The 26,432-nt window shown below is 66.0% G+C and carries 24 protein-coding genes and 1 pseudogene; 12 read left to right on the top strand and 13 right to left on the bottom strand.

Annotation, left to right across the window (positions count from 1 at the left end; translation table 11 throughout):
* Positions 1–102 precede the first annotated feature (102 nt).
* The gene (locus F3J18_RS01030) at positions 103–819 is read left to right on the top strand and encodes an isochorismatase family protein (RefSeq protein ID WP_166910771.1); all 717 of its coding nucleotides are present in this window, start codon (positions 103–105) and stop codon (positions 817–819) included.
* 74 nt (positions 820–893) lie between these two features.
* Positions 894–1,808 (top strand): LysR family transcriptional regulator, encoded by a 915-nt coding sequence (locus F3J18_RS01025; RefSeq protein WP_166910769.1) that lies wholly within the window; start codon positions 894–896, stop codon positions 1,806–1,808.
* Between the two features lie 106 nt (positions 1,809–1,914).
* On the opposite strand, the gene F3J18_RS01020 is transcribed toward F3J18_RS01025, so the two are convergent.
* Together F3J18_RS01020 and F3J18_RS01015 are read right to left on the bottom strand one after the other, a co-directional pair.
* Positions 1,915–2,628, bottom strand: a complete 714-nt coding sequence (locus F3J18_RS01020; protein WP_166910767.1) for an acetyltransferase — start codon at positions 2,626–2,628, stop codon at positions 1,915–1,917.
* A 132-nt stretch (positions 2,629–2,760) separates the two neighbouring features.
* Positions 2,761–3,213, bottom strand: coding sequence for a helix-turn-helix domain-containing protein (locus F3J18_RS01015; protein ID WP_025098134.1), 453 nt, complete (start codon positions 3,211–3,213; stop codon positions 2,761–2,763).
* A 203-nt stretch (positions 3,214–3,416) separates the two neighbouring features.
* On the opposite strand from F3J18_RS01015, the gene F3J18_RS01010 reads away from it, so the two are divergent.
* From F3J18_RS01010 to F3J18_RS00990, 5 genes are all read left to right on the top strand, one after another.
* Positions 3,417–4,574, top strand: a complete 1,158-nt coding sequence (locus F3J18_RS01010) for an MFS transporter (protein ID WP_240154691.1) — start codon at positions 3,417–3,419, stop codon at positions 4,572–4,574.
* A 92-nt stretch (positions 4,575–4,666) separates the two neighbouring features.
* Entirely contained in the window at positions 4,667–5,554 is an 888-nt protein-coding gene (locus F3J18_RS01005) for an EamA family transporter (RefSeq protein ID WP_166910763.1), read from the top strand.
* 17 nt (positions 5,555–5,571) lie between these two features.
* Positions 5,572–5,808, top strand: coding sequence for a hypothetical protein (locus F3J18_RS01000; RefSeq protein ID WP_060006047.1), 237 nt, complete (start codon positions 5,572–5,574; stop codon positions 5,806–5,808).
* 275 nt (positions 5,809–6,083) lie between these two features.
* Complete coding sequence (locus tag F3J18_RS00995) at positions 6,084–7,340, top strand: transglycosylase SLT domain-containing protein (protein WP_166910761.1); 1,257 nt, start codon at positions 6,084–6,086, stop codon at positions 7,338–7,340.
* Between the two features lie 362 nt (positions 7,341–7,702).
* Positions 7,703–8,842 carry a LysR family transcriptional regulator gene (locus tag F3J18_RS00990; protein ID WP_084152457.1) on the top strand — a complete coding sequence of 380 codons (1,140 nt, stop codon included), beginning with the start codon at positions 7,703–7,705 and terminating at the stop codon, positions 8,840–8,842.
* On the opposite strand, the gene F3J18_RS00985 is transcribed toward F3J18_RS00990, so the two are convergent.
* Positions 8,729–10,033, bottom strand: a complete 1,305-nt coding sequence (locus tag F3J18_RS00985) for an Nramp family divalent metal transporter (RefSeq protein WP_029949875.1) — start codon at positions 10,031–10,033, stop codon at positions 8,729–8,731. The two genes, F3J18_RS00990 and F3J18_RS00985, sit on opposite strands and share 114 nt — an antisense overlap.
* A 118-nt stretch (positions 10,034–10,151) precedes the next feature.
* Positions 10,152–11,408 (bottom strand): cupin domain-containing protein, encoded by a 1,257-nt coding sequence (locus F3J18_RS00980; RefSeq protein ID WP_013696893.1) that lies wholly within the window; start codon positions 11,406–11,408, stop codon positions 10,152–10,154.
* Positions 11,409–11,745: 337 nt separating this feature from the next.
* Between F3J18_RS00980 and tatA the strand changes: the two genes are divergently transcribed.
* Positions 11,746–11,973 (top strand): Sec-independent protein translocase subunit TatA, encoded by a 228-nt coding sequence (gene tatA, locus F3J18_RS00975; RefSeq protein ID WP_025098141.1) that lies wholly within the window; start codon positions 11,746–11,748, stop codon positions 11,971–11,973.
* Positions 11,974–12,111: 138 nt separating this feature from the next.
* Here the strand turns inward: tatA and F3J18_RS00970 are convergent, their stop codons facing one another.
* The 7 genes and pseudogenes from F3J18_RS00970 to F3J18_RS00940 all read right to left on the bottom strand — a co-directional run bounded on the left by F3J18_RS00970 (position 12,112) and on the right by F3J18_RS00940 (position 19,671).
* Entirely contained in the window at positions 12,112–13,404 is a 1,293-nt protein-coding gene (locus F3J18_RS00970) for an ATP-grasp domain-containing protein (protein ID WP_025098142.1), read from the bottom strand.
* On the bottom strand, positions 13,404–14,594 hold the full coding sequence (locus F3J18_RS00965; RefSeq protein WP_025098143.1) for an MFS transporter: 1,191 nt from the start codon (positions 14,592–14,594) through the stop codon (positions 13,404–13,406). Before F3J18_RS00965 ends, F3J18_RS00970 begins: the two co-directional genes overlap by 1 nt.
* 73 nt (positions 14,595–14,667) lie before the next feature.
* Positions 14,668–14,973, bottom strand: a complete 306-nt coding sequence (locus F3J18_RS00960) for a YciI family protein (RefSeq protein WP_166910823.1) — start codon at positions 14,971–14,973, stop codon at positions 14,668–14,670.
* Positions 14,974–15,089: 116 nt separating this feature from the next.
* Positions 15,090–15,947, bottom strand: coding sequence for a 3'(2'),5'-bisphosphate nucleotidase CysQ (gene cysQ / locus F3J18_RS00955; protein WP_166910759.1), 858 nt, complete (start codon positions 15,945–15,947; stop codon positions 15,090–15,092).
* Positions 15,940–16,536: pseudogene (cysC, locus tag F3J18_RS00950) on the bottom strand (adenylyl-sulfate kinase); the annotation flags it as partial. The pseudogene cysC and the gene cysQ, both read right to left, overlap by 8 nt.
* Positions 16,537–16,662: 126 nt before the next feature.
* On the bottom strand, positions 16,663–18,468 hold the full coding sequence (locus F3J18_RS00945; protein WP_025098147.1) for a carbamoyltransferase C-terminal domain-containing protein: 1,806 nt from the start codon (positions 18,466–18,468) through the stop codon (positions 16,663–16,665).
* Positions 18,469–18,507: 39 nt separating this feature from the next.
* Positions 18,508–19,671 carry a sulfotransferase gene (locus F3J18_RS00940; RefSeq protein ID WP_166910757.1) on the bottom strand — a complete coding sequence of 388 codons (1,164 nt, stop codon included), beginning with the start codon at positions 19,669–19,671 and terminating at the stop codon, positions 18,508–18,510.
* A 406-nt stretch (positions 19,672–20,077) separates the two neighbouring features.
* On the opposite strand from F3J18_RS00940, the gene F3J18_RS00935 reads away from it, so the two are divergent.
* Positions 20,078–20,944 (top strand): LysR family transcriptional regulator, encoded by an 867-nt coding sequence (locus tag F3J18_RS00935; RefSeq protein WP_166910755.1) that lies wholly within the window; start codon positions 20,078–20,080, stop codon positions 20,942–20,944.
* Positions 20,945–20,998: 54 nt separating this feature from the next.
* On the opposite strand, the gene F3J18_RS00930 is transcribed toward F3J18_RS00935, so the two are convergent.
* Positions 20,999–21,595, bottom strand: coding sequence for a TetR/AcrR family transcriptional regulator (locus F3J18_RS00930; protein WP_166910753.1), 597 nt, complete (start codon positions 21,593–21,595; stop codon positions 20,999–21,001).
* A 79-nt stretch (positions 21,596–21,674) separates the two neighbouring features.
* Complete coding sequence (locus F3J18_RS00925) at positions 21,675–22,625, bottom strand: helix-turn-helix domain-containing protein (protein ID WP_166910751.1); 951 nt, start codon at positions 22,623–22,625, stop codon at positions 21,675–21,677.
* A gap of 305 nt (positions 22,626–22,930) precedes the next feature.
* Between F3J18_RS00925 and F3J18_RS00920 the strand changes: the two genes are divergently transcribed.
* The 3 genes from F3J18_RS00920 (at position 22,931) to F3J18_RS00910 (ending at position 26,377) form a co-directional block, all read left to right on the top strand.
* A complete protein-coding gene (locus F3J18_RS00920) occupies positions 22,931–24,304 on the top strand; it encodes an NAD-dependent succinate-semialdehyde dehydrogenase (RefSeq protein WP_025098150.1) in 1,374 nt (457 codons plus the stop codon).
* 95 nt (positions 24,305–24,399) lie between these two features.
* Positions 24,400–25,500: an alkene reductase gene (locus F3J18_RS00915; protein ID WP_166910749.1), complete on the top strand. Its 1,101-nt coding sequence runs from the start codon at positions 24,400–24,402 to the stop codon at positions 25,498–25,500.
* 193 nt (positions 25,501–25,693) lie between these two features.
* Positions 25,694–26,377 (top strand): type 1 glutamine amidotransferase domain-containing protein, encoded by a 684-nt coding sequence (locus tag F3J18_RS00910; RefSeq protein WP_166910747.1) that lies wholly within the window; start codon positions 25,694–25,696, stop codon positions 26,375–26,377.
* Positions 26,378–26,432: the final 55 nt, after the last annotated feature.

Below are 26,432 nucleotides of genomic sequence, written 5' to 3'. Positions count from 1 at the left end.
AGGCCGCGCACAGCACCTGTTCCGCCCATGCGCTGCCGCGCACCCGGCGCTCCCGCTATCGTGCAGGCCATCCATCGCCCATCGATATCCCAGGAGAACGCCATGACCGTCTTTTCCCTTCGCCACCTCGTGCGCCACCTGCTCCTCGCCTCGGCCGCCTCCATGCTGCCGGCAGCCGGCGCGGCAGCAGCCGACGCAAGAACCACCCCGGCCACGCCGACCATCCGCGCCATGGCCGGCGCACCGAGCCTCGACCATCTCGATGCGAAATCCACCGCCCTGCTCGTGATCGATTTCCAGAACGAGTACCTGAACGGCAGGATGCCGATCGCCGACATCGCCGGCGCGATCGCGAACACGCAACGCCTGCTCGCCTACGCCGATCGCCACGGCATGCGCGTGCTCCAGATCCAGCACGTCGCGCCGGCGGGTTCGCCACTGTTCGCCCTGGGCGGCGACACGGTCGACTTCGTGCCCGCGATGCAGCCTCGTGCCACGGACACGGTCCTGCAGAAGCGCACGGTCAGCGTGTTCGCCAGCACCGACCTCGACCGGCGGCTGAAGGCGGACGGCGTGACCACCCTGCTGATCGCCGGCCTGATGACGCATGCCTGCGTGGCCGGCGCGGCCCGCGATGCGGTGCCGCTCGGTTATACCGTCGTGGTAGCATCCGACGCGTCGGCCACGCGCGGCATCGTCCGCGCGAACGGCCAGTCGATCGACAAGGACACGCTGCATCGCGCCGCGCTCGCGGAAATCGAGGATACCTTCGGCGAGGTGCTCGGCACCGACGAGATCCTCGCGCTGCCGGTGCGCTGATGCCGATCGCGCCGGGCTCGCACCGCCGGGCACGGCCTCGCGCCCAACTTCCCGGCCACGGAGCGCCCCGCCTCATGGATCAACTGCACGCGATGCGCGTCTATCGATGCCTGGTCGAGACGCGCAGCTTCACGGCCGCGGCCGAGCGCCTCGACACGACGCACTCCACCGTATCGCGCCAGTTGAAACAGCTCGAGGCCCGGCTCGGCGCGCAATTGCTGAATCGCAATTCCCGGCATTTCGCGCTGAGCGCGGCCGGCGAACGCTATTACGCGGCCTGCGTCGAGATTCTCGATCGCGTGGAGGCGGCTGCGGAGGAAGTGACAGAAGACGATCGCCGCGCGTCGGGCCTGCTGCGCGTGAGCATGCCGCTATCGGTCGGCACACTCGAGATGCCGGGCTGGCTGCCCGCGTTTCGCCGCGAATATCCGGCGATCCGCCTCGAGGTGTCGTGCAGCGACCGTTTCGTCAATCTGATCGAGGAAGGCTTCGATGTCGCGCTGCGCATCAGCGGCGACTTGCCGGATTCGGATCTGGTGGCGAAGACGCTGGCGCGCTCCGACGAGGTGCTGGTCGCCTCGCCCGGCTACATCGCCCGGCGCGGTCTGCCGCGCGCGCCGGAGGACCTGCCCGCGCATGAACTGCTGGTCTATCGCGGCGGCGGCGACACCGCTCGCTGGCGGCTCACGGCCGCCGATGGCACGACCGCCAGCATTGCACTGGACGGCCAGTTCGGCAGCGATGCCATCACCGCCCTTTACGCGCTCGCGGTGGAGGGCAACGGCATCGGCGCCTTCACGCTGCACACCGTCAGCGCCGATATCGCGCGCGGCCGGCTGGTGCCGATCCTGCCCGGCCACCGCCTCGCGCAGCGCCGCTATTACGCGCTCTACCCGCGCTCCCGCCATGTGCCGCTGAAGGTGCGGGCCTTCATCGATTTCATCTCGGCGCGCTACGCCGAGGAACCCGCCACGCCGGCCGCCGGCTGAGGAACGACCGCGCGCATCCGGCTACCGCCAGCCGGGGCAGCGGCCGGCGAACGCGCGGACGTGACCAGCGCGAACGTCGGCATGCCCTCGTCCGCCTGCCGGCGGCTCAGCCCTGGCTCAGCGCGCTGAACTTCGCCCGCTTGAGCTCGGCGAGGATCTCCAGCGCCTTGCCCTCGTCGCTCGTCAGGTCCGCGAGGAAGGCGTCGTTGTGCTGCTTGATCCACGACAGCGGCATGTCCCACCAGGCCAGTTCGAGCAGGCTCTCGCGCACCCGCTCCGGGAAGCGGAATCGCACCAGCCTGGCCGGCGAACCCACGTAGATCCCGTAAGGCTCGGCGCGGAAATTCGGCGGGATCACCGCGCGCGCGCCGATCACGCAGCCGCTCTCCACCACCGAGCCGCCCAGGAACAGGGCCTCGTCGCCGATCCAGACGTCGTTGTGGATCACGGTATCGGCATACTGCGGCGGCGGCGCATTGCGCAGGCCGTCGCCGAAGACGCTGAACATGGCGGTCGAGATGGTCCGCATGTCGTGCTGGCCATTGAGCAGGAAGCGCAGGCGCAGGCCGCCGGCCACGAACTTGCCGAGGCTCAGCTTCTGCAGGCCGCCGTCGTACTTGGCGATCGAACCCACCCCGAGGCCCGAGCCGCGGCCGATATAGAAACTGCCTTCGGTCGCTTCCTCGTCGAGCCAGTTGCGAAAGAAGTTGTTGGGGATCGACGAATACGCGCCGTCGCGATACCCGAACACGACGAAGTGCTTCGCGAGAGGGTGGTTGGACAGGATCCCGGTGCAGTCGTCCGAGGTGGTTACGTTCATGGCGGTCTATGAATAATGATGGCGATGGTTCGCATGGGCCTGGACGATGCCCCGTGACATCGTCCCGACAAGCCGGATCGTGTGGCAGCCAGCGCGACGCCGCCGATTCTATTACGAAAGAACCGCCGCGCCTCAGCGCTCGTCGAGCTTGCGGATCGCGCTGTTGGCGGCGTTCAGCGGCCGGCCGTCCTCGTGCTGCAGGGTCTGCTTGCGGATCTTGCGGCCGCTCTTGCGATCGACCATCACCGAATGCGGCTCGCCGGGCGCGAACAGGTTGGCCTCGCCCCACTGGCGCAGCATCACGATCACCGGGAACAGGCCCTCGCCCTTGCGGGTCAGCACGTATTCCTGGTAGGCGGAACCGTCCGATGCGGGCACGATCTCGAACACGCCCGCCTCCACCAGTTGCTTGAGCCGGTCGGACAGGATGTTGCGCGCCACGCCGAGGCTGGCGAGAAACTCGCCGAAGCGGCGCATGCCGTCGAACGCGTCGCGCACGATCAGCAGCATCCAGCGATCGCCGACGATGTCGGCCGCCCGGCCCACCGGGCATGGCGAATCCGCGAAACTTTTCTGCCTGGCCATCCCGCCCTCCTCGATGCGTCACGACAAGCCACGTCCGGCGGTCCTGCCGGATAAGAAGTTGCATTTTAAAACAAGCTTCCCTACACTTCCGACAAGTTTTATTTTGCAACCAGATGAGAGGAATTGCCGGCATGAATGCCATCCTGCCTTCGGAAGCCGCGCTCGATCCTCGGCCGCCGCGATCCGTGCCCCGGTCGATCGTCATGCTGCTGTCGGCCTGCTGCGCGGCCAGCGTCGCCAATGTCTATTACGCCCAACCCTTGCTCGATTCGATTGCGCGTGACTTTCATATTTCGCACTCCGATGTAGGTGGCGTGATCACGGCGACCCAGCTCGGCTGCGCGCTGGCGCTGATGTTCGTGGTGCCGCTCGGCGACCTGCTCGATCGCAAGCGCCTGATCGCCGTCCAGCTCGTGTTGCTGGCGCTGGCCTGCGTGCTGGTTGCCGCCTCGCGCGGCCCGCTCATGCTGCTCGCCGGCATGGTCGGCGTCGGCCTGCTGGGCACGGCCATGACGCAGGGCCTGATCGCCTGCGCGGCGGCCCTCGCCAGTGAAGGCGAGCGCGGGCGGGTGGTCGGCGCGGCGCAAGGCGGCGTCGTGATCGGCCTGCTGCTGGCCCGCTCGGTGGCGGGCCTGCTCACCGATATCGCGGGCTGGCGCGCGGTCTACCTGGGCTCGGGCGGCATCGCGCTGGTGATGCTGGCCGTGCTCTCGGCCCGCCTGCCGCGGCCGACCGCGCCAGGGCCGCGGCTCGGCTACCCGCGGTTGCTGCGATCGATGCTCGGCCTGCTGCTGCGCGAGCGTGTGCTCCAGGTACGCGGCACGATCGGCCTGCTGATGTTCGCGGCCTTCAGCATCTTCTGGAGCGCGCTGGTGCTGCCGCTCAGCGCCCCGCCCTATTCGATGTCGCACACGGCGATCGGCGCCTTCGGGCTGGTGGGCGCGCTCGGCGCGCTGGCCGCCGCGCGCGCGGGCCGCCTCGCCGATCTCGGCCTGGGCCAGGCCGTCACCGGCATCGCCTTGCTGCTGCTCTGCCTGTCGTGGCTGCCGATCGCACTCACACCGCATTCGATCGCGGCGCTGGTGCTCGGCATCGTGCTGCTCGACATCGGCGGCCAGGCCGTGCACGTCGTCAACCAGAGCCTGATCTTCCGCACCCATCCCGAGGCGCATGCGCGCCTGGTCGGCTGCTACATGCTGTTCTACGCGGCGGGCAGCGGCCTCGGTTCGATCGCGTCGACGGCGACCTATGCACAGGCGGGATGGACCGGCGTCTGTGCGCTCGGCGCGTGCGTCAGCCTGCTGGCCCTGGCGTTCTGGTTCTTCAGCTCGGGCCCCGCCCGTCGCCACGCGCCGAGATAAGCATATGAAGTCTTTCCGGTTGTGATTCGCAACCCGATCGGGGACCATGCATCGCAAGCGCGCGTCCCCATCCACTCCTCATCGTCCTCGTCATGAAGCTTCGCGATACGCTGCTCGCCATCCTCGTCACGGCCATCTGGGGGCTCAACTTCTCGGTCATCAAGCTCGGGCTGCAATCGACCGATCCGTTCGTGCTCGCCGGCATCCGCTTCACGCTCAGCGCGCTGCCGGCGGTGCTGTTCATCCGTCGCCCGGCGGTGCCGCTGTCTTGCCTCGCCGCCTACGGGCTGCTGTTCGGCGTCGGCCTGTGGGGCATCGTCAACCTCGGCATCCAGGCCGGCCTGTCGGCCGGGATCGCCTCGCTGGTGCTGCAGTTCAGCGCCTTCCTGACGATCCTGCTCGGCGCCGCCGTGTTCCGCGAGGCCGTCTCGCGCTACCAGTTCGCCGGCATCGCGATCGCCCTGCTCGGCCTGGCCTGCGTGATCGCCATCACCGACGGCAGCGCCACGCCGGCCGGCATCGCGCTGGTGATCGTCGGCGCGCTGGCCTGGAGCGGCGCGAACCTGGTGATCAAGCTGTCCGGCACGCGAGAGGTGCTGGCCTTCCTGGTCTGGTCCAGCCTGTTCTCGCCGCTTCCGCTGTTCGCGATCGCCTGGCTGCAGCACGGCGCGGCCGTCTACGCGGCCACTTTCGCGCACTTCGACGGCAAGGCCGTGTTCTCGATCCTGTTCCAGGTCTACCCGACCACGCTGTTCGGTTATGGAGTCTGGAACCTGCTGCTCAGGAAGTACCCGGTGTCCACCGTCGCGCCCTTGTCGCTGCTGGTGCCGATCTTCGGTATGCTGGGCTCGGCCCTGATCTTCGGCGAACCGATCGGCCCGCTGAAGCTGCTCGCGACCGCCCTGATCGTGCTGGGGCTGGCCGTCGGCCTGTACGGCAAGCACCTCGGCGCCCGCCTCGCGAGGCGAGCCGGCACCTGAACCCGCTCCGGAGCCCCATGAACACCCACGCGCGCTACTTCAACCTGTTCGGCCGCATCGTCTCGATCGTGCATCAGCAGGGCCGCTGGCAAGCCTATGACTTCGGCGCGGAAGGCAAGCGCCGCCCGGCCGATTTCCAGATCCCCGACTTCGTCGAGGCCGACGAACTGCTCCAGTACCTCGACGACCTGTTCCACGAGGACGCAACGCCCAGGCACCCCGCCGTGGTCGAGATGCCGCCGCCCGCGCCCTGAATCGCCGCCACCGCCAAGCAACCCGTCGCCACCGGCCCGGCCGCCCCGATTCCGGGCATCATCCGTCCCCGTCTTCGAAAAGCACTCGATCCGCCCGGCAACTGAAACTAAAATACCGACCTCGGCGGCGTCCGGGCCGACGCCCGCCGAGCCGCGATCCCCGGATCGCGCAGTATCGATGCTGCCCATAGCACGGCCGAATCGCCCGCGCGCCGCCGTCCGGCAGGCGCCGCGGCGCCCGGCCGATAAAACATACAGGCATCAGCACGGGTTTCATGATGGGAATCTCGCAGCACCAAAAACGGGGCTCGACCGGCAGGCGCGCGCGCCGAGGCGCGCTGGCCGCCGCCGGCCTGCTGGTGGCGATGCCGGGCCTCGCGCGGGCCGACTGCATCGACGACGCGGCCAGCTTCCAGCACGTCAACGTCGGCCTGATGCGCGCGATCGCCCAGGTGGAATCGGGCACGCGCACCAATGTCATCAGCCCCAACAGCAACGGGACCTACGACATCGGCCTGATGCAGATCAACAGCTCCTGGCTGCCGCGCCTCGCGCGCGAGGGCATCACCCAGCAGAGCCTGCTCGATCCCTGCACCAATGCCTATGTGGGCGCCTGGATCCTGTCGCAGAACATCCAGCAGTTCGGGCCGACCTGGAACGCCATCGGCGCCTACAACGCGAGTTCGCCCGACAAGCGCCTCGCCTACGCGCAGAAGGTCTACGACACCGCGCAATCGATCACCAGCACGCAGGATGTGTCCATGCCTATCCTCCCGCCCTCGTTTACGCCGCCGCAAACCTACAATCCGTTCGCCAGCCTCGGCGTCTCGCAGGTGAAGATGGCGCCCGCCAACGGCGCGAGCGGCAGCACCCCGCGTCGCCCGGCGCCCGCCCCGGCACCGGACGCGGCGCCCGGCACCTACAACTTCGGCTGGACCGTGACGGGCGCCGACGACGCCAAGCCGGTGCAGGTGTTCGACGACGGCGCCCGCATCTACGTGCAGTTCAGCGACATGAAGCGGGTGCCGGCGATCTTCGGCGACACGCCGCGCGGCCGCGTGATCCTGCGCTGGGATCCGCAGCCGCCTTATGCGGTGATCGCCACGCTCGAGCCGAAGCTGGTGTTCCAGATCGGCCAGGCCGAGGCCATCGCGCAGCGGGCGCCGGCCGCGATCACGCCGAAATCCGCTGGTTCGACCTCGACCCAGGCCGGCGCCGCGCCGACGCGCGCTCCCGCCGTACCGGGCGGCAACGCCGTGCCCGCCACGGCAGCCGCCGCGAGCGTCGCCGCCGCGCGCAAAGCCGCCACCGCGTCGACCGACGCGCTCTGGTATCTCTCCACGCCCTCCTCGCGCGACAACAAGGACAAGGCCCTGGCGAGCCAGACGCTGCCGGTCGCCGACACCGGCACGCGCAACGACCCGCCGCCCGCCCCGCAAGCACCGGTGGCCACCGCCGCCGACAAGCCTGCCGCCAAGACGCCGTCGCCGCGCAACACCGGCACCGACGCGCTGTTCTACCTCACCAAATAAGCGCCCCATCACGCTTCGAAACCCGGTCCGCCTCATGCGGCGGACCGGGATCGCCGAGGCACGCTCCGGATTATCTCGCTTTAGGCATTTCCATTTCTTATAGCAATGGAATTTCGTAAGCATTTCTGAAAACCGGATTTCTCTTCGCCTCGTAATATTCAATCGTGCATGACGAGCACGAATAATTTCATTTCGCTTTCCATTTTTAAAAACATCGCGACCTGCACGGCTTCTCCCAGCCTGCAAGCAAGGGTGATCCCTTGCAAGCCGAATTACGATAGTAGGTCTAAACTTCGAGGAAGCCGCCGAGCGTCGAACCAGGAGGCATTAAAAATGTTCCCCAATAGGAGACATGGCTTCATATGAAAAACATAACAATTCGCCAACTCAAGACTTTCGAAAGTGTTGCGCGCAATTTGAGCTTTTCGCGTGCGGCCGAGGATCTGCATCTGACGCAGCCGGCCGTCTCGATGCAGATCAAGCAGATCGAGGACCATGCCGGCGTGCCCTTGTTCAACCACGTCGGCAAGCGCATCGTGCTGACCGAGGCCGGCAAGCTGATGCTGCGCCACAGCATGGCGATCCTCGCCGACCTGAAGGCCGCCGAGCAGTCCTTCGCGGTCTTGAAGACCGGCGCCGCGCAATGCCTGCGCGTCGGCCTGATCACCTCGGGCAGCTATTTCTTCCCGCACCTGATCGGTGCCTTCCTGCACGCGCAGCCCGGCATCGATCCCGAGATGACGGTGCGCAGCCGCGACCAGTTGATCGCCCTGCTGCGCGCCGACCGGATCGACCTCGCGATCATGGTGCAGCCGCCCGACGACGCGGCGATCGTCGCCGAGGCCTTCGCGCCCAACCCCTTCGTGCTGGTGGCCGCGCCCGATCATCCGCTGGCCGGCGCGCGCGACATTCCCTACGCGCGCATCGCCGACGAATGCCTGATCGTCAGGGAACGCGGCACCGATACGCGCGGCGTCGCGGACGAGACCTTCGGCACCCTGCCCTCGGCGCCGCGCTTCATGGAGATCGGCTGCGCCGAGGCGATCAAGCAGTCGGTGATGGCCGGCATGGGGATCAGCTTCCTGTCGGCGCAGACGGTTCAGTCCGAACTGCGCGCCGGCCTGCTGGTGGTGCTCGACGTGCAGGGTTTCCCGCGCAGGCGAAGCTGGTGCGTGATCCATCGCGCGGATCGCCACCTGCCGCCCGCCGCCGTCCATTTCCGCGAATTCCTTCTCGCCGAGGGCGGCGCGCGGCTCGAGCACTTCACGGGTATCGACAAGGTGCACACGGGCATGGATCTCCGGCGGGCCGAGCCCGCCGCTCCGGAAACGCGCGCGCTCGCCGCGGGCGGCGCGAGCCTAGAGGTGGCGCTGCGCACGCGCGCGCTGTTACGCGACGAGGGCCTGCCAGATCAGCGTTACGTTGAGCGCCAGGATCACGGCGGTGGCGACGGCCGCCGTGGCGATCAGCTTCCGGCTGGCGGTAAATCCACCCATCACTGAACGGCGCGAGGACAGCACCACCAGCGCGATCAGCGGCACCGGCAGGACGATGCTCAGCACGATCTGGCTGTCGATCATCGCCGTCATCGGGTTGCAGAACAGGCAGACGATCACGGCCGGCACCATGGTGATCAGGCGCCTCACCAGCACCGGCGTGCGGAAGCCGACGAAGCCCTGCATGATGCTCTGGCCGGCCATGGTGCCGACCACCGAGCTCGAGATGCCCGAGGCCAGCAGCGAAACCAGGAACAGCACCGCGGCACCGGTACCGAGCACCGGCGTGAGCGTGTGATAGGCGGCCGCGATGTCGGAGATGCCCGGCGCGTTCTTGCGGAACACCGAGGCCGACATCGCCACCATCGCCAGGTTGACGAAACCCGCGAAGCCGAGCGCGACCATCACCTCGCGATTCGAGAAGCGCACCAGCTTGCGGCGCTGGTAGTCGTTGCGAGCCGGCGCGCGATTCTGCGTAAGGCCGGAATGCAGGTAGATGGTGTGCGGCATGATGGTGGCGCCGACGATGCCGACCGCCAGCATCAGCGCATCGCCGTCGCGCAGGTGCGGCACCACCGTGTGGAAGATCGCGGCGTGCCAGTCGGGCGGCGCGATGATGAGCTCGCCCAGGTAGCTCAGGCCGATCACCGTGATGAAGGCGGCGATCACGATCTCGAGCGGGCGGAAGCCCTTCTTGTCCAGCGACAGGATGCCGACCGTGACCACGCCCGTGATCAGCAGCCCCCAGCCGAGCGCCAGGTGGAACAGCAGCGAGATGCCCATCGCGGCGCCCATGAATTCGGCGAGATCGGTCGCCATCGCGGCGATCTCCGAGCCGATCCACATCGCGATCACCAGCGGCCTGGGGAAGCTGTCGCGGCACAGCTCGGCCAGGCTGCGGCCGGTGACGATGCCCAGCTTGGCCGACATCGCCTGGAACAGCATCGCCACCAGCGAGGCCAGCAGCACCACCCACAGCAGCTCGTAGCCGTAGGTCGAGCCGGCCTGGATGTTGGTGGCGAAGTTGCCCGGGTCCATGTAGCCGACCGAGGCGATCACGGCCGGCCCCGCGAACGGCAGCAGCGCGCGGATCCCGCGGCGCTCGTTGTCGAGCGCATCGCGCATGGCCGTCACGGTTGCGGTGCTTGCCGTGCCGGACAGCGCGTAGCTGGCGGTACGTTTGATTGCCATCAGCATGATGAACGCCTCTTGCGGGTGCGGGTGTCGATTCGATACGGGTGAGGAAAACCGGCGCGCGCCGTGCGGCAGGTCGGCGACCTGCGCGCACGCGGCGCGCGCGTGGCTTGACGCGCGCTCAGGCGATCACGTCGCGACGCTGCTTGAGCTTGTGGATCGCGTCGAGCGTCTCGTCGTCGACGCGCAGGTGCTCCCGGAGCAACTGGCGCGGCACGCTGGCGAGCCACTGCGAGAGCGTCACCTCGGAGAAGTGATCCGACTTGAAGATCTCGAGGAACACCAGATCCTCCTTGCCGGTGTTCTTGATGTAGTGCCCGAGGTTCTTCTCGACATAACCCACGTCGCCGGGATTGAAGTCGACGGTCTGCGCGGCCGGCCCGGTGTTGAACACCGTCATGCGGCCGGTGCCCTTGATGAAGTACTGCCACTCGTCGTTGTCCGGGTGCCAGTGCAGCTCGCGCAGGCCGCCCGGCTTGACCGTCACCAGGGCCGCCGCCACCGTCTTCGAGACCGGGAAGTTGTGGCTGTCGACGATGCGCACCTCGCCGCCTGCGGTCGAGATGGTCGGCGCCATCGCGCCCATGCGGAAGATGAAGGGATGGTCGGGGCGGCCTTCGGGCGAGGCGGCATAGGCCTGGTCGGCGGCCAGCGGGCCCGCCTTCGCGCCCTGGTAGATCCACAGCTGCTCGAGCGGAATCTCCTTGAACTTCTCGGCCGGCACGCCGAAGTTCTGCGCGAGGATGTCGGGCGGCGTGTGCGCGAGCCAGTCGGACACCATCAGCGTGTTGAATTCGCCGGCCGCGCCGTTATCGAAGGCCAGCACGAACTCGCCGCCGTTGTCGCCGAGCCCCTGCAGCGAATGCGGCAGGCCGGGCGGGAAGTACCAGATGTCGCCGGCCGCCACGTCGGCCACCTCGGCGCGGCCGCGCGTGTCGATGGTGGTGATGCGCACCTCGCCGCTGACCATGATCGCCCACTCGGCCTGCTGGTGCCAGTGCAGTTCGCGCACGCCGCCCGGCCCGAGGCGCATGTTCACGCCGGCGATGTCCTTCGACACCGGGAAGGCCTTGGTGGTTACCTCGCGCGCCCAGCCGCCGGCCTGGATGCGCTTGTGCGCCATGTTGAACGAGGCCCACGGGATCGGCATGCCGCCGACGTCGGTGGGCGGCGGGTTGTTGAACGAGGGCAGCACGTCGCGCAGTTGCGGGTTCTGCGGACCCGGCTCGGCGATCGCGATCGGCGTGGAGTTGATCGCGCCTTGCGCCGGCGTGTCGGGGTTGCCGAATTCGGCCGCCTTGGCGGCTGCCGCCGCACCGAGTGCCACCGCGCCGGCGGCCGCGCCGACCAGTACACTGCGACGTTTCAAATCGGTCATGTTTTGCTCTCCTGATGATCTCGTCTTGATGGTTTCCCGGTGCCGGGGGACCTCCCGGGTGACGCGGGTTGTGATCGGAAGCGGCATGGCGCCGTGCCTCGGTGAACCGTCGTTCGATGCATCGGCATGAACGGCTCACCGCGGCATCGGATGCTCGCCAGCCGCTCCGTGCCGCCAATAGTAGGAACGCATCAGGCCGATGACCAATCAGGATTTCTTGGCCAGATCATCAGGAGCTTTGATACATCGCCGGGCCGATCGCGCTTAGGATCGGCGCACGCGCTGACGGAGATATCGGCGCCTGGAACCGATCGAACCCGATACAAGGAGAGTGACCATGGGAAGTCTGAGCATCACGCATTGGCTGATCGTGCTGGCGATCGTTTCGCTGATCTTCGGTACCAAGAAGATCCGCAGCCTCGGCACGGACCTGGGAGGCGCCATCAAGGGCTTCAAGGAGGGGATGGGAGAAGGCGAGGAGGCAGCACGGCAGGCAGCGACACTGCCGGTGTCACGAGAAACGGCGCACGACGTGGGAGACAGTCCTGCCGTGACGCAGCATTGAATCGGCGCGAACAGCTACGAGAGCACGCGAGCGCCCGAGTTCCCAGGATGGGCGATCGCGGGCGTGGCCGCGGTCGCCTGGCGACGTCCAGACAGGGAAGACGACCGCCCCGCCGCCACGTGGAGGCGACGGCGACGCCTACAAGAACAGATAATCCTCGCTCGAACTACGCAGTTTCAGGTTCGCGGCATGCGCGGTACGTCCGATGATCCACTCCGCCAGCAGGCTCGATTCCTCGGCCGATTCGGCGACGATCTGAAAATGATAGGGACAGTAACTGCTATCCATGCGGCGCACATGTGTCCCGACCGCGGGATCGAAGCGCCAGGCCGCCACATGGCGTGCCAGGGGACGCTGCCATGCCAGGTCGACCTCGGCCTCGATCGTCGCCGCTTCCGCCGCGCCGATCATGCGCGTGGTCGCTGCACGGATGGCCGAGACGTCTCGGCAGCGAATCGGCATCCGTCGCGTCAGATACATCTCGTTGAGCAATTCATAGGCATCGACCCCCGTGGCCAATGCGAACACGGTCGGCATGTTGCCGCCCATGATCCGCGGATTGGCCTCGACCAGCACGGGCCCGCTGGGGCCGAGGATCAGCTCGATGTGGAAGATGCCGAAATCCAGGCCTAGATGCCTGGCGACCTGCAACGCAAAATCCGTCAGCTGGCGGGCTGTCTGCGGGCGAACCGGCGCCGGCATGGTGGTGCCCAGCTCGATCGAGGGCTCATCGGCACATCGCTTGCGCGCGGAGATCATGAGCGGCAGGACCTCTCCGCCGGCAGCGGCGACCTCCACGGAAAACAGCGGCCCTTCCACGTACTCCTCGAGCAGGGTCTGCGGGGAAATCGCGTCCGCAAGCCCCGGCGGGACGTCCGGCATGACGTCGAGCGAGGCGAAATACCGGCTCAGCGAAGCGGCATCGTCGATCCGCTCGGCGCGAATGCTGGCTCCGCCGCTGAGCGGCTTGGCGATCATCGGGTAACCGAGATCCCGCGCATGAACCGTCGCTTGCTCGAACGAATCCGCCACGCGATAGCGAACCGGCCGCATTCCCGCCGCCTCGATCCGCGCGCGCGCCGCCGCCTTGTCCTGGGCAAGCGCCACGGCCTCGGGATCGGTGCCCGCCAGCCCGAGACGCCGCGCACAACGGGCCACCGAGGCCGCGCAGTATTCGAGCGCGGTGACAACCGCATCCAGTGGCTGGTCCCGATGGATGGCGACCAGCGCATCGTGGAGTTCCGCGTCGTTGCGCGACGTATCGATCTCGACGATGCGGTCGGCCAGTTCACGACAACGCGCCATCGAGTCGGGATCCAGCAAGCCGGCGAACTGCCTGGAGGCCACGAAGGTGATCCGATGGCCGGCCGCACGTGCGGCGGCCAGTGCCTTGAGTCCCACCGGATTGCTGTCTACGAATGTGATATGCATCAGCCTGCCTCCCCCTTGAATCGTATTGGTTCGCGCCGCGCGACGGCTTTCACGATCTGAATGGCAATCGGTACGCAGACGGCGACCAAGCCGGTACCGAAGGCCAGTGAGCCGAAGCTGACACGTTCCGCCAGAAAACTGCCCGCGATCGAAAACGACAGCATCAGCCCCAGCGCCCATGCATTGGCATTGGCCATGACGCGCGGCAAGCGTTCCCCGGGCACGGCCAGAATCAGGTAACGAAGATGCACGCAATACGCGAGTTCAAAGCCGAATGCAAAGACACCGTAGGCGAACACCCCGGCCTGCTCCCCCGTCACGACGACCAGCGGCAGCAGGGTCAGCAGCGCGAACACATGGGACAGCACCGCCGCCATGGCGTAGCGCCCCTTCTCCAGGCTCACGCGCGCGGCCACGAACGCGCCGATCACATAAGCGCCGTTGGTGACCGCCTGAAGAATGGGGATGCCGGTGGACGCCATGTGCATCTGATGGACGGCGAACACCGAGCGCGCGATATTGTGGAAACCCTGGAACAGGGCAACGCTCGCGACGAAGTAGACGATCGCCTGCCAGATCTCCTGCTCCGACGTCGGCGTCGAGGTGGCCCCGGAGGCCGCGGCGCGATCCGCCGGACGTCGCTCGCGCACCGTCAGGTAAATGACCGCCGACAGCACGTGCAGGGCGCAGCAGACAGCGACGATGGTGCCCAATGCCAGCCTGCCCAGCAGCGCGGCTCCGATCAGGGAGCCCACGCCGCCGCCCACCAGCATCGCGGTGTTGTAGTAAGACGCCGCGCGCGCGAGATCGCTGCCGTCGAACAACTGCTTCAGTGCCACGGGACGACTGACCTTGGACAGATTGTCGAAGGTTCCCTTCGCGATCAACAGTGCCAGCATGGCGAATGTATTGTCGATTGCCACGGGAATCAGCACGATCGACAGCACTGCGCCGAACTCCGCCTGCACGAGCAACTGCCGTGCATTCCGGCGCGCCACCAGCGAGCGGATCAGGGGCAGCGCGAGCACGGCCGGAATCCATTGGGTCAGGACTACGATGTTCGCCAGGGCCGCCGATCCCGTGCGCGTGATGACCACCGCCGACAAGGACATCAGCAGCAGGAAGGTCGCCAGCGAAGTGCAGAAAATCGACAACCAGATTTTCAGGAAGACGGCCTCTCGCTTCATCATTTCTTCTCACCTGTCATGTCGAATTCACGGCTCGCGTCGACTCGCCCCCCATGAAGCCTGGCGCTCGCGTCACTCAACGGCTGGCCTGTTCGGATGCCACGGTGGAAAAGACCTGCTTCCATTCGAGAATGCGCCAGGCTTTTCGAAGCCCGGTCGGCCAGAACGGATCCTGCCTGATGTAGTCGAGCACGCGTTCGGCGGATTCGGCCTCGACCGTCCAGAGACCGCCCGCTGCCAGCCGGGTCGATGTGTCGACCAGCGGGCCGGCTTCGCGAATCCGGCCGCCCTGGGCGGCCAGGAAGGCCAGGTGGGCCTCCATGTTGGCGGCGCGTGCATGAGCAAACGCCTCGTCGTCTTCGAACAATACGCAGTAGATCATGATGACCTCGGAAGTTTTCTCGATCCTACACGCGGAATTTTCGGAATATCCAAGCATATTTGCCGGAGCGATCCGGCAAACTTGCCCGCCTCGACGCGCGACGATTCTCGTCGTGTTCAGGATGGCTGGATCAGCGGATCACGCGGTCGTATGGCATGAACCCATGCGTCACCGGTCACGGCCATGAACCAGGGATTCGCGAAATCAGTGTCGGTGGGCTGGTTCCGTTTTCCGTAGCGCAAGGGTTTGCCGTCAAGCGTCAGCACGCTGCCGCCGGCGGCGCGCAGGACGGCATCGCCGGCCGCGGTATCCCATTCCATGGTTCGGCCGAAGCGCGGATAAAGATCGGCATCCCCGGCCGCCATCAGACAGAACTTCAGCGACGAGCCGATGGCGGTCGTCGTCGCGCCCGGAATCCGCGCAATGAAGTCGCTGGTAGCGGTCGTCAGATGCGATCGGCTCACCGCGATCACCGGCGCATCCTCGCACCGCCGGACCTCGATCCGGATCCGTTGCTCGTATCCGTTGTCGAACCGGACCAACTCCGCATTCCGAGGCCGGCCGGCGTACAAACGCCCTTTCGCGGGCGCATGCACGACGCCGACGACGGGCACCCCGTCCCGCACCAGTGCGATGTTGACAGTGAAGTCGTCGCGACGCTCGATGAACTCCCGTGTGCCGTCCAGCGGATCGACGAGAAAAAATACACTGCCCAGGCTGGCTGGCAGATCGCCCGCCGACGCGGCTTCCTCGGCGACGCAAGGCACCCCTGGAAACGAGACGGCCAGCGCCTGCAGGATCAGCGCTTCGGCGACTCGATCGGCCTCGGTGACCGGCGAGGCGTCGTGCTTCAGCGTGGATTCGGCAGGCGCCTCGAAGCAGCGCATGATTTCCTCGCCCGCGGCAATCGCGATGAGTTCGAAGCGCGCCAACACCAGCGCGTCGTCCCACGCTTTCGAATTCAATTCATGCATTCAGATATCCCTTTTCCTGCAGCCAGCATTCCAGCGTATCGACCGCCTCGACAACCGACCGGCCGGCGGTCTGCAAGCGGACTTCCGGCGCTTCCGGGGGCTCATATGGAGAGTCGATGCCGGTGAAATTGCGGAGCTCGCCGCTGAGGGCGCGCGCATAAAGCCCCTTGGGATCGCGGCGAACGCACTCCGCAATCGGCGCCTCGACGAAGATCTCGACAAACGCGCCCTCTCCTACCAGCCGGCGCGCCAATTCACGGTCGGAGCGAAACGGCGAGATGAACGACACGATCACCAGCAAGCCGGCATCCAGCATGAGCCGTGCGACTTCCGCGATGCGACGGATATTCTCGGAGCGATCCGCATCGGAAAAGCCCAGGTCCTGGTTCAGGCCGTGTCGCACATTGTCGCCGTCCAGCACGAAGGTATGAAAACCCCGGGCGTGGAGCCGCTGCTCCAGCAGGCTGGCGATCGTCGATTTCCCCGCTGCCGACAAACCCGTCATCCACAAGGCTGCCGCACGTTGTTTCTTCAGTTCGCTTCGCGCCCTGCGATCCACCGCCATCTGGTGCCACGTAATTTCATTGTCCGACGTGGCGCGAAACACGCCCGCATCCTCACGCACTGCCATCACGTTCCCCTGCAAGGAGTGCCGTCGCGAGCCAACCCGCCACATCACGACAACACGAATCATCCACGAGGCCGTCGCGCCCCCTCAATGCCCCGATGCCGTCGCCGATTCGCGCGCCGCCGCCGGCACATGGCGGTGAGCCCGGATTGCCGTTTCGGCCGCGGATTCGCCGCCTGCCGAAGATGCGGCCTCTCGCAGCCATGCCTTGTCGACGATGAAGTCGCCCATGACCAGCGCGTCGAGTCCCGTCGAGAAGAAACATCGGATCGCGTCGATGGGAGACTCGATGATCGGTTGATCCATGATGTTGAAACTGGTGTTGAGGACCACCGGCACGCCGGACAATTTCTCGAATTCCTTGATCAGCCGGTGATAGCGCTCGCTGGCTTGCGGCGTGACGGTCTGCAGCCGGGCAGTGCCGTCGACGTGGGTGATCGCGGGCAGCAGATGCTGCTTCTCCGGCAGGACATCACAGACCATCAGCATGAACGGCGACTCGCCGTCGAAATCGAAGTAATGCGAAACATCCTCCGAAGCCACGGAGGGCGCGAAAGGACGAAATGCTTCTCGATGCTTGACCTCCGCATTGATCTTGTCCTTCATCTGCGGCAAGGTCGGATCGGCAAGAATGCTTCTGCCGCCGAGCGAGCGGGGGCCGAACTCCATCTTTCCCTGGAACCAAGCAACGATCTTGCCTTCGCGCAGCAGCCGGGCGGTATCGCGGCAGACGTCCTCTGACTGGCGGTACACCAGCTTGGATTGCCGCAGCGCATGCTCGATCGCGGTATTCGTGTGTTCGGTACCGATATAGGGATGCAGGTGGTGATAGCGCTTCCGCTCGCCGAGCAGCCCGTTGTATAGATAGTAGGCCGCGCCGATGCAGGTGCCGTTGTCGCCGGCGCCGGGCATCACGTAGATGTTTTCGAAACGCGTCTCGCGCAGGATCCGGCCGTTCGCGACGCTGTTGAGCGATACCCCACCAGCAAGCACCAGGTTCCGGCTGGTCGTGCGCGCCTCGAGCACCCTGCAGAGTTCGAGGATCCGCTCCTCGAGGACGCGCTGGAACGCGGCCGCCATGTCGCGATGGCGATCCTCGAACGCCTCGCCTCGCCGGCGCGGCGCCCCGAATTCGCGATGAAAGTTCTCGCTGCAGAAGCGGCCCGTGACATTCGGAAAATCGAACATCGAGAAATCCATCTCGACATTGCCGTTCTCGGTGATCCTGACGAGCCGGCTGATCGGCTCGTAGAACCGATCAGGATCGCCGCATGGCGCGAGACCCATGGTCTTGCCTTCGTCATAGTTCGGCTTGAATCCGCAGAACTCGGTTGCGGCCGAGTAGAAACAGCCGAGCGAATGCGGAAAGAAGCTCTCGCTAAGCTTTTCCAGCGAATGCCCGCTCGCCTGCCCCAACCAGGTGGTCGACCACTCTCCCCAGCCATCGACGGAAAGCAGCGCAGCGTCGTCGAAAGGCGAGACGAAGTAGCTTCCGCCGATATGTGCCAGGTGATGATCGACGAAATGCACGGCCGGACGCCGTGCGCCCTTGCCCCAGGTCTTCCGGTACCAGCTCCAGAATGCTTTCTGCCGCGCACGGATACGCAGGAACTCGTATGAGATGAACGATCCCGCCGCCCGATGCAGCGAAGTCGCATAGAGCGCCTTGGTCACGACATGCTTCTTCGGATTGAACGACACCGCGATGTGATGAATCTCTTCGGGCGGCAGGCCCGCCACGCGCATGCACGCATCAATCGCCTTTTCGGGAAAGCGCTGCGTGTGTTTGTCTCCGGTCAGGCGCTCGTCCTCGATTGCCGCGATCAATTCGCCATCCTTGACGATGCAGGCTGACGAATCATGGAAGATGTAGTTCAGGCCGAGAATATTCATGACTGCCCTTTATGAATGGACGTGCCGAGGGAAATGGGATCAGCGCGCGGCAGGCGCAATGCCGGCCACGAATTCGCCATATCGCTCGAAACCTTCGGTGGATTGCGGCGCGTTGACATAGCCCGAGTCGCGGCGATTCTGGTCAAGCTGCATACGCCCCAGCACCTGCCGGTAGGCATCGCTCAGGTCGAGCCCCAGATCGCGATAGATCTGCTCGATGGTGCCCTGTATGTCGGTGGTGAATTGCTCGAAGGTGGTGAACGCAACCTCGCGCCGCTGCTTGAGTTCCGCGGCGAAATCGATCAGCTTCATGCATTCGTCGAGCCTGAAGCGAAGATTCGCCTCACTCCAGCCGGACAGGCCCGACGGATCGATCCCGTGCTTCGCGAGGGTACATACGTTCGACATCGTCACGTAGGAACGGACGAAACCCTGGGGAGGGCGCACGATGACGAGATAACGCGCGTCGGGGAAAGCCCGCCCTATCAAACGATAGAGCGCGACGCTCTCGTTCTCCTTGGTCAGCCAGGTACGGCCTTCGCCGCGATAATAGGCAACCTTCATCACGACCTGCCGAAAGGTTCGCATCAACTTGCGCTGTTCGCGCGTCGACAGTTCGTCGACTTTCGCAATGCGATCGAGTACCTCGACAAACGGGAAGCGTCGAAACGAGAAGTAATGGTGATACATTCTTTCTTCAAAAAAAATACCATGCTCCTCCACGCTGCCCAGCTTGTGATGGTGGATTTTCGAGGCAGTTTTCCCAACTTCGGTCCTGGGCCAATAGTCGATCGCTTCGATCCGGCTGCGCAGTTGAAAAAAATCGATAAGCTTCCACAGGCAGATGAATGGGAAACGCCACTCGAAATGCTTCAGCGAAAAGAAAGTATTTGGATCACTCGACAAGGTTCTCAGCAAAAACGTCGTCCCGCTGCGCGGCTGACTGGCGATGAACACCGGCCGGGCCAGGCTGGCCTTGAGGTAGCGACGGAAAAACGCCAGATCCAGGTACCAGAGAATCGTGTAGAACGGGGCATAGATGAGTTCTTTCGCCAGATGCCGGAGCAATCTCGCTTTCTGAACCACATTGATTTCCCGATTGCACAGCGAAGCCCTCGTGAAAATAAAGAACGATCGCCAGAGATAGAACGGGCAGAAATAGACGAGAAATAGATATGCAAGCACGCAAACAGCAAAAATCATTGGCGCCCCCAGTTATTTGTCCGCGCTTCGTAACTCATCTCGATATGAGCCCGCGTGGTTTTCTTATGATATCCGCTGCTATAGCGACATAGTTCCGGCAAATTTGCCGACCGCTCATGCAAAAATGCGCATCGAATTCGAGTACGCGGGATTCCAAATAAATCGGCGGCGTTGCGAATTCGGAAATCGAACGGCGAACTTGAAATCAGGAGGCGAGAATACGGGAAGCAGGTAGTTTTTATTTATTCTTACATTTCATTAACATCCGAGCCAGGAATAAATTACTTGCCCGGCGCCAGCAAAAAACCGGCGCCGATGCTTGCCCGAATCGGCCTCATACCTCGAGCATTTGTCTCGACTGATTCACGACGGTAGACTGACCGCCAAAAAACGAACTAGAGCCAACATGCAAAAAGAAAACTGGGACGATCTGAGAGTGGTCCTGGCGGCGTTTCGGGGCGAGTCCGTGAGCGAAGCCGCACGTCTGCTGAACGTCAACGAAAGCACGGTGCTGCGACGCATCGCTCAACTCGAGGAGCGACTCGGCTCGCGGCTGTTTAATCGGATTCAGGGCAAATTGGCGGCCACCGACGATGGCCTGGGATTTGCCGAGTTGGCGGAGCGAATCGAAGTCGAGATCGAGGGAACCATGGGCTCGATAGGCGGCGCGGATGGTCGCGTCGCGGGCACCGTCCGCGTGACCGGGGTGCCGATCATGGTCAATCGGATTCTGATCCCGGCGCTGCCGGGCTTGCTGAAATCGCATCCCGATCTGCTGGTCGAACTGGTGGCCGAGCCCCGCTCGCTGAGCATGACCAAACGCGAGGCCGACGTGGCGATACGGCTTGCGCGACCGCGCGATGAATTGCGGATCATCGCGAAAAAGATCGGCGAACTCCCGTTCGCAGTCTATGCCCGCGACGACGGACAGGCCGCGCCGCTTTCGTGGGTGAGCTACGACGATCGCATGAACGACCTGCCCCAGGCCGAGTGGATCGCCCATGCCGTCATGCAACGCAACGAACCCGTCTGCCAGTTGAAGGTCAACGATGCGGAGGCCTTGCTGGCCTCGGTGCAGGCCGGCATCGGCAAGACGCTGCTGCCAAGGGCCGTCGGCGATGCGATGCCGGGCCTGCGCCGGCTGGATGATCATCCTTGCGATCTGTCGAGAGAAATCTGGATCCTCGTGCACCCGGACCTGCGCCGGCTCAATCGAATCCGCGCGGTGATCGATTGGGCGGCCGAAACCTGCCGCGCGGCCGATTCGGCCTGACAACCCGGACGCGAGAAGATGGATCGTCGCGCAGCCGGCTGGCCATCGGCTGCCTCAGTCCGCCAAGCCCAGCAAACGCCGCGTGTTGCGCATCGCGATCCGCAGCGATTGCCCGTCGCGATGGATCTTGTCGAGCAGCGTCGCGCCGAGCCACATGCCGTACAGCGCGCGCGCCGTCTCGGCGGGATCCTCGATGCTGCGCAGCGAGCCGTCCTCGAGCGCGGCCTCGATGCCGGCCGTCACGCGCGCGATGATGCCCTGCGTGCCGCGCTGCAATACCGCGCGCATCGGCTCCGACAGGTCGGCCACCTCGGCGCCGAGCTTCACCGCGAGGCACTTGCCTTGCGGATCGTCGCCGCATTGCGTGTCGAGCCAGTTGCGCCAGTAGCGCATCAGGCGATCGGCGGCCGTGCCTTCGGCATGCTGGAGCGTGTGGTCCAGATGCTGCGCGTACTGCTCGAAGTAGACCTCGAGCAGCGCCTCGCCGAAGGCCTCCTTCGAGCCGAAGTAGTGATAGAACGAGCCCTTCGGAATGCCGGCCGCGCCGAGGATCTCGTTGAGGCCGACGCCCGAGAATCCCTTGCGCAGGATGATCGGGCGCGCCACGCCGAGGATGTGCATGCGCATTTGCGCGCCGGTGGTGGTGGTCATGATCGCTTGCGCCTTGGAGAAGCTGAGGTTCGTATGCCGCCCGAGCGGCGGCACGGATAAAAGAAGCCGGCCCGCGCGTTCATGCCCGCGCCATCGCCATGCCGCGCTGGATCGCCTGCGGCGGCAGGCCCGCCTCGCGCAGGAAGGCCTGCCGCATCCGCTCGCGATTGCCGAAGCCGGTCTCGCGCGCCACGATCTCGACCGGATGCCGCCCGCTCTCGATCAGCACGCGCGCCGCCTCCACGCGCAATCGCTCGATCGCCTTGGCCGGCGACTGCCCGGTCGCCTCGCGAAAGCTGCGGCTGAACTGCCGCACGCTCAGGCGCGCCACGCCGGCCAGCGTATCGATCGTCAAGGCCTCCTTCAGATGCTCGCGAACATAGCCGAGCACGGCCTGGATGCGATCCGAGCGCGTATCCATCTCGAGCAGGGCCGAGACCTGGGGTTGCGCGCCGCGCCGCCGCTCGGTCACCACCAGCTTGCGCGCGACCTCGCGCGCCAGCTCGGCGCCGAGGTCCGCCTCGACCATCGCCAGCGCCAGGTCGAGGCCCGCGCTCATGCCCGCGCCGGTCCAGAACCTGCCGTCAGTCGCGAACAGATGATCGGCCTCGACCTGCACCTCGGCGAAGCGCTGCCGGAAGGTGTCGGCCTGGCACCAGTGCACGGCCGCGCGCATCCCGTCGAGCAGGCCCGTCTGCGCGAGCAGGAACACCCCGCTCGAGATCGCCGCGACGCGGCGCGCCTGCCCGGCCGCCTCGCGCAGGCAGTCGACCCGCTCGGCCGGATGCACGGCCACCTCGCCGCACAGGATGTCGCCGGCCACGAACAGCGTGTCGCAGCGCAAGGCGCCCAGGCGCAGGCTGTCGACCGCGAAACCCTGCGAGCTCGGCACCGTGCCGCCGTGCTCGGAAAACAGGTGGAAGCGATAGAACGGCTCGCCGCGCAGCACGTTCGCGTATTCGAACACGCTGCCGACCGTCAGGCCGAGCGGCTGGAAGCCGGGATGAACCAGTACGCCAACTGTGTGCATGATGCGCGTGCCGTCCTGAGAAAGTGGGAAATCGAGTACCGGCGGCCGTCGCGGAACGTGATGGCCGAAAACCTTGCGCATTCGTCGTTGTGCGCTGCCGAGCCGCGCTCCTAGAATGAGCTCCATGTTCTAGACGACTGGTCTACTTAGAAGCGAATACAAGGCCAGGCAAGGTTTTCGACCGAATCCTGCGTGCGAGGACCGCCGGAAAGGCGTCAGTCTACCTCGCTTCTAGACGACTGGTCTATTTTTGAATGAGCATCGCGCCCTTTTTCCCCGGACGCAACCCATTTTGGAGAAGCAACATGGCTTACCAGAGCGTCAATCCCGCCAACAACGAACTGATCCGTCAGTGGCCGAACCACACGGACGAACAGGTCGAGGCCGCCCTCGCGAGCGCGCATCGCCTCTACAAGTCCGAGTGGTCGAAAGGGCCGATCGCGCCGCGCCTCGCGGTCCTGCACCGGCTGGCCGAGATCGTCGAGTCGCGCGCCGAGGAGCTGGCCCGCATCATCACGCAGGAAATGGGCAAGCGCATCGTCGAGAGCCGCGGCGAGGTGCAGGTGGTGGCCGACATCGCGCGCTTCTACGCCGACAACGGCGAGCGTTTCCTCGCGCCGACGCGCATCGAGACCGCGCATGGCGAAGCCTGGCTCGAAAATCATCCGATCGGCGTGCTGGTGGCCGTCGAACCCTGGAATTTCCCGCTCTATCAACTGATGCGCGTGCTGGCGCCGAACCTGGCGGCGGGCAACCCGATCGTCTCGAAACACGCCAGCAACGTGCCGCACAGCGCGGCCGTGTTCGAGGAGATGGTGCTGGCGGCCGGTGCCCCGCAAGGCGCCTGGACCAATCTCTTCATCCATGCCGACCAGGTGGCCGCGCTGATCGCCGACGACCGCGTGCAGGGCGCCGCGCTGACGGGTTCCGAGAAGGCCGGCAGCGTCGTCGCGGCGCAGGCCGGCAAGTACCTCAAGAAGACCACGCTGGAACTGGGCGGCAACGACGTATTCGTGGTGCTCGACGACGCCGATCTCGAGCGCGCCGTGAAGGTCGGCACCTCAGCCAGGCTCAACAACGCCGGCCAGGTCTGCACCAGCTCGAAGCGCTTCGTGGTCCACGCGAACATCGCCGAGGCCTTCCTGCGCCGCCTCACCGAATCGTTCGGCCAGGTGCGCATCGGCGATCCGCTCGACGAGCGCACCCAGCTCGGGCCGCTGTCCTCGGCCGCCGCGCGCGAAGGCATCGTGCGCCAGGTCGCGGCGGCCGTCGAACACGGCGCCACGCTGCATTACGGCGGCCGCGCGATCGACGGCCCGGGCAACTACTTCGAGCCGACCATCCTGACCGGCATCACGCGCGACAACCCGGCCTACTTCGAGGAATTCTTCGGCCCGGTCGCGCAGGTCTACGTGGTGGCCGACGACGATGCCGCCGCCGAGCTGGCCAACGACTCGCATTACGGCCTGGCCGGCGTGGTGTTCTCGCGGGACATCGAACGCGCACGACGCCTGGCCTCGCGCATCGAGACCGGCGCCGTGTGGATCAACGCCCTGGCCGGCACCGCGCCGGAGCTGCCGTTCGGCGGCGTGAAGCGCTCGGGCCACGGCAAGGAGCTGTCCGAGCTCGGCATCAAGGAATTCGTGAACCAGAAGCTGGTGCTGGTCGCGAAGTCCTGAGCCGCTCGGCCCCGAATCCCCTGGCTCGCCCGGCGCAGCGCACGAACGCGAATGCGCCGGGCGGCATCCACCCGATCCTGACTATCCGAACCACCATGACCACGATCTTCGATCCCCTGCAGCTCGGCGAACTGACGCTGCCCAACCGCATCCTGATGGCCCCGCTCACGCGCAGCCGCGCGACCGGCCGCGTGCCGAACGCGCTGATGGCCCGCTACTATGCGCAACGCGCCGGCGCCGGCCTGATCTTCACCGAGGCCACCTCGGTCACGCCGATGGGCGTCGGCTACGCCGACACGCCCGGCATCTGGAACGACGAGCAGATCCGCGGCTGGGCCGAGGTGACGCGCGCGGTCCACGAGGCCGGCGGGCGCATCGTGCTGCAGCTCTGGCACGTCGGCCGCATCTCGCATCCGATCTTCCTCGACGGGCAGCAGCCGGTCGGGCCGAGCGCGATCGCCGCGCAAGGCCACGTGAGCCGCGTGCGGCCGAAGGTGCCCTACCCAGTGCCGCGCGCGCTCGAGATCGACGAATTGCCGGGCATCGTCGAGAGCTATCGCCAGGGTGCCGCCAACGCGAAGGCGGCCGGCTTCGACGGCGTGCTGGTGCATGGCGCCAACGGCTACCTGCTCGACCAGTTCCTGCAGAGTTCGGCGAACCGGCGCAGCGACGCCTACGGCGGCTCGATCGAGAACCGCGCGCGGCTGCTGCTGGAGGTGACCGATGCCGTGATCGGCGTGTGGGGCGCGGGACGCGTCGGCGTCCACTTCGCGCCGCGCGGCGACGGCGGCGTGGGCGGCTATGTCGACCACGGCATGGGCGACGAGGACCTGCGCGAGACCTTCCTGCACGTCGCCCGCGAATTGAAGCAACGCGGCGTGGCCTACCTGAGCACGCGCGAGAAGGAAGGCCCCGACAGCCTCGCGCCGGCCATCAAGCAGGCCTTCGGCGGCCCACTGATCGCCAACGAGGCCTTCACGCGCGACAGCGCCGATGCCTGGCTCGCGCAGGGCAAGGCCGACGCGGTGATGTGGGGCAACCTGTTCATCGCCAATCCCGACCTGCCCTCGCGGCTGCGCGAGGACGGGCCCTACAACGCGGTTCGCCGCGAGCATCTGTATGAAGGCGGCCCGATCGGTTATGTCGATTACCCGACGCTGGCCGAAGCCGGCGCGGGTGTCGAAATTGCTGGCTGATCCGGCGCCCTGACCTGCATGGCCGCGTAGCGAACGCCGGGCGGCCGGCGCAGCGACATGTGACGGACCTGCACTGCCGCCGGCCCGTCATGCCGAGGCGCGACAATCGCCTCGCGCCCTGCCGCGCCTGCCCGGTTTCATCGCGGTCCGTTACTCATTTACCGCAACCCTGGATGTCCCCTGGAGAAATGTCATGAAGATCCTGATGGTGCTGACCTCGCACGACCAACTCGGCGATACCGGTCGCAAGACGGGTTTCTGGCTCGAGGAACTGGCCGCCCCTTATTACGTGTTCAAGGATGCCGGCGCCGAGATCGTGCTGGCCTCGCCCCAAGGCGGCCAGCCGCCGCTCGACCCGAAGAGCAACGAACCCGATTTCCAGACCGAGGCGACGCATCGCTTCGAGGCCGACGCCGAGGCGAAGGCCGCGCTGGCTGACACGGTGCGGCTCGGCTCGGTGACGCACGACGCGTTCGACGCGGTGTTCTACCCGGGCGGCCACGGCCCGCTCTGGGACCTGGCCGAGGATCGCGATTCGATCGCGCTGATCGAATCCACCTTCGCCGCGCGCAAGCCGCTCGCGCTGGTCTGCCACGCGCCCGGCGTGCTGCGCCACGCCCAGGGCGAGGACGGCAAGCCGCTGGTGAACGGCCGGAAGGTGGCCGGCTTCACGAATTCGGAGGAGGAAGCGGTGCAGTTGACCGAGGTCGTGCCCTTCCTCGTCGAGGACGAGTTGAAGCGCAAGGGCGGCGATTACTCGAAGGGCGCCGACTGGCAGTCCTACGTGGTGACCGACGGGCTGCTGATCACGGGGCAGAACCCGGCCTCGTCGGAGCAGGCGGCGAAGGTGGTGCTGGAGAAGCTGGGCGGGAAGTAAATCAGAGCAGGCGTCGGTGGAGCACCCCCGCCTTGGAGAGACGAGCTGGAGCCCC

Source organism: Burkholderia sp. Ax-1720, from assembly GCF_011753035.1.
GTDB classification, from domain to species: domain Bacteria; phylum Pseudomonadota; class Gammaproteobacteria; order Burkholderiales; family Burkholderiaceae; genus Burkholderia; species Burkholderia gladioli.
This window is presented reverse-complemented; position numbering and strand designations above follow the sequence as displayed.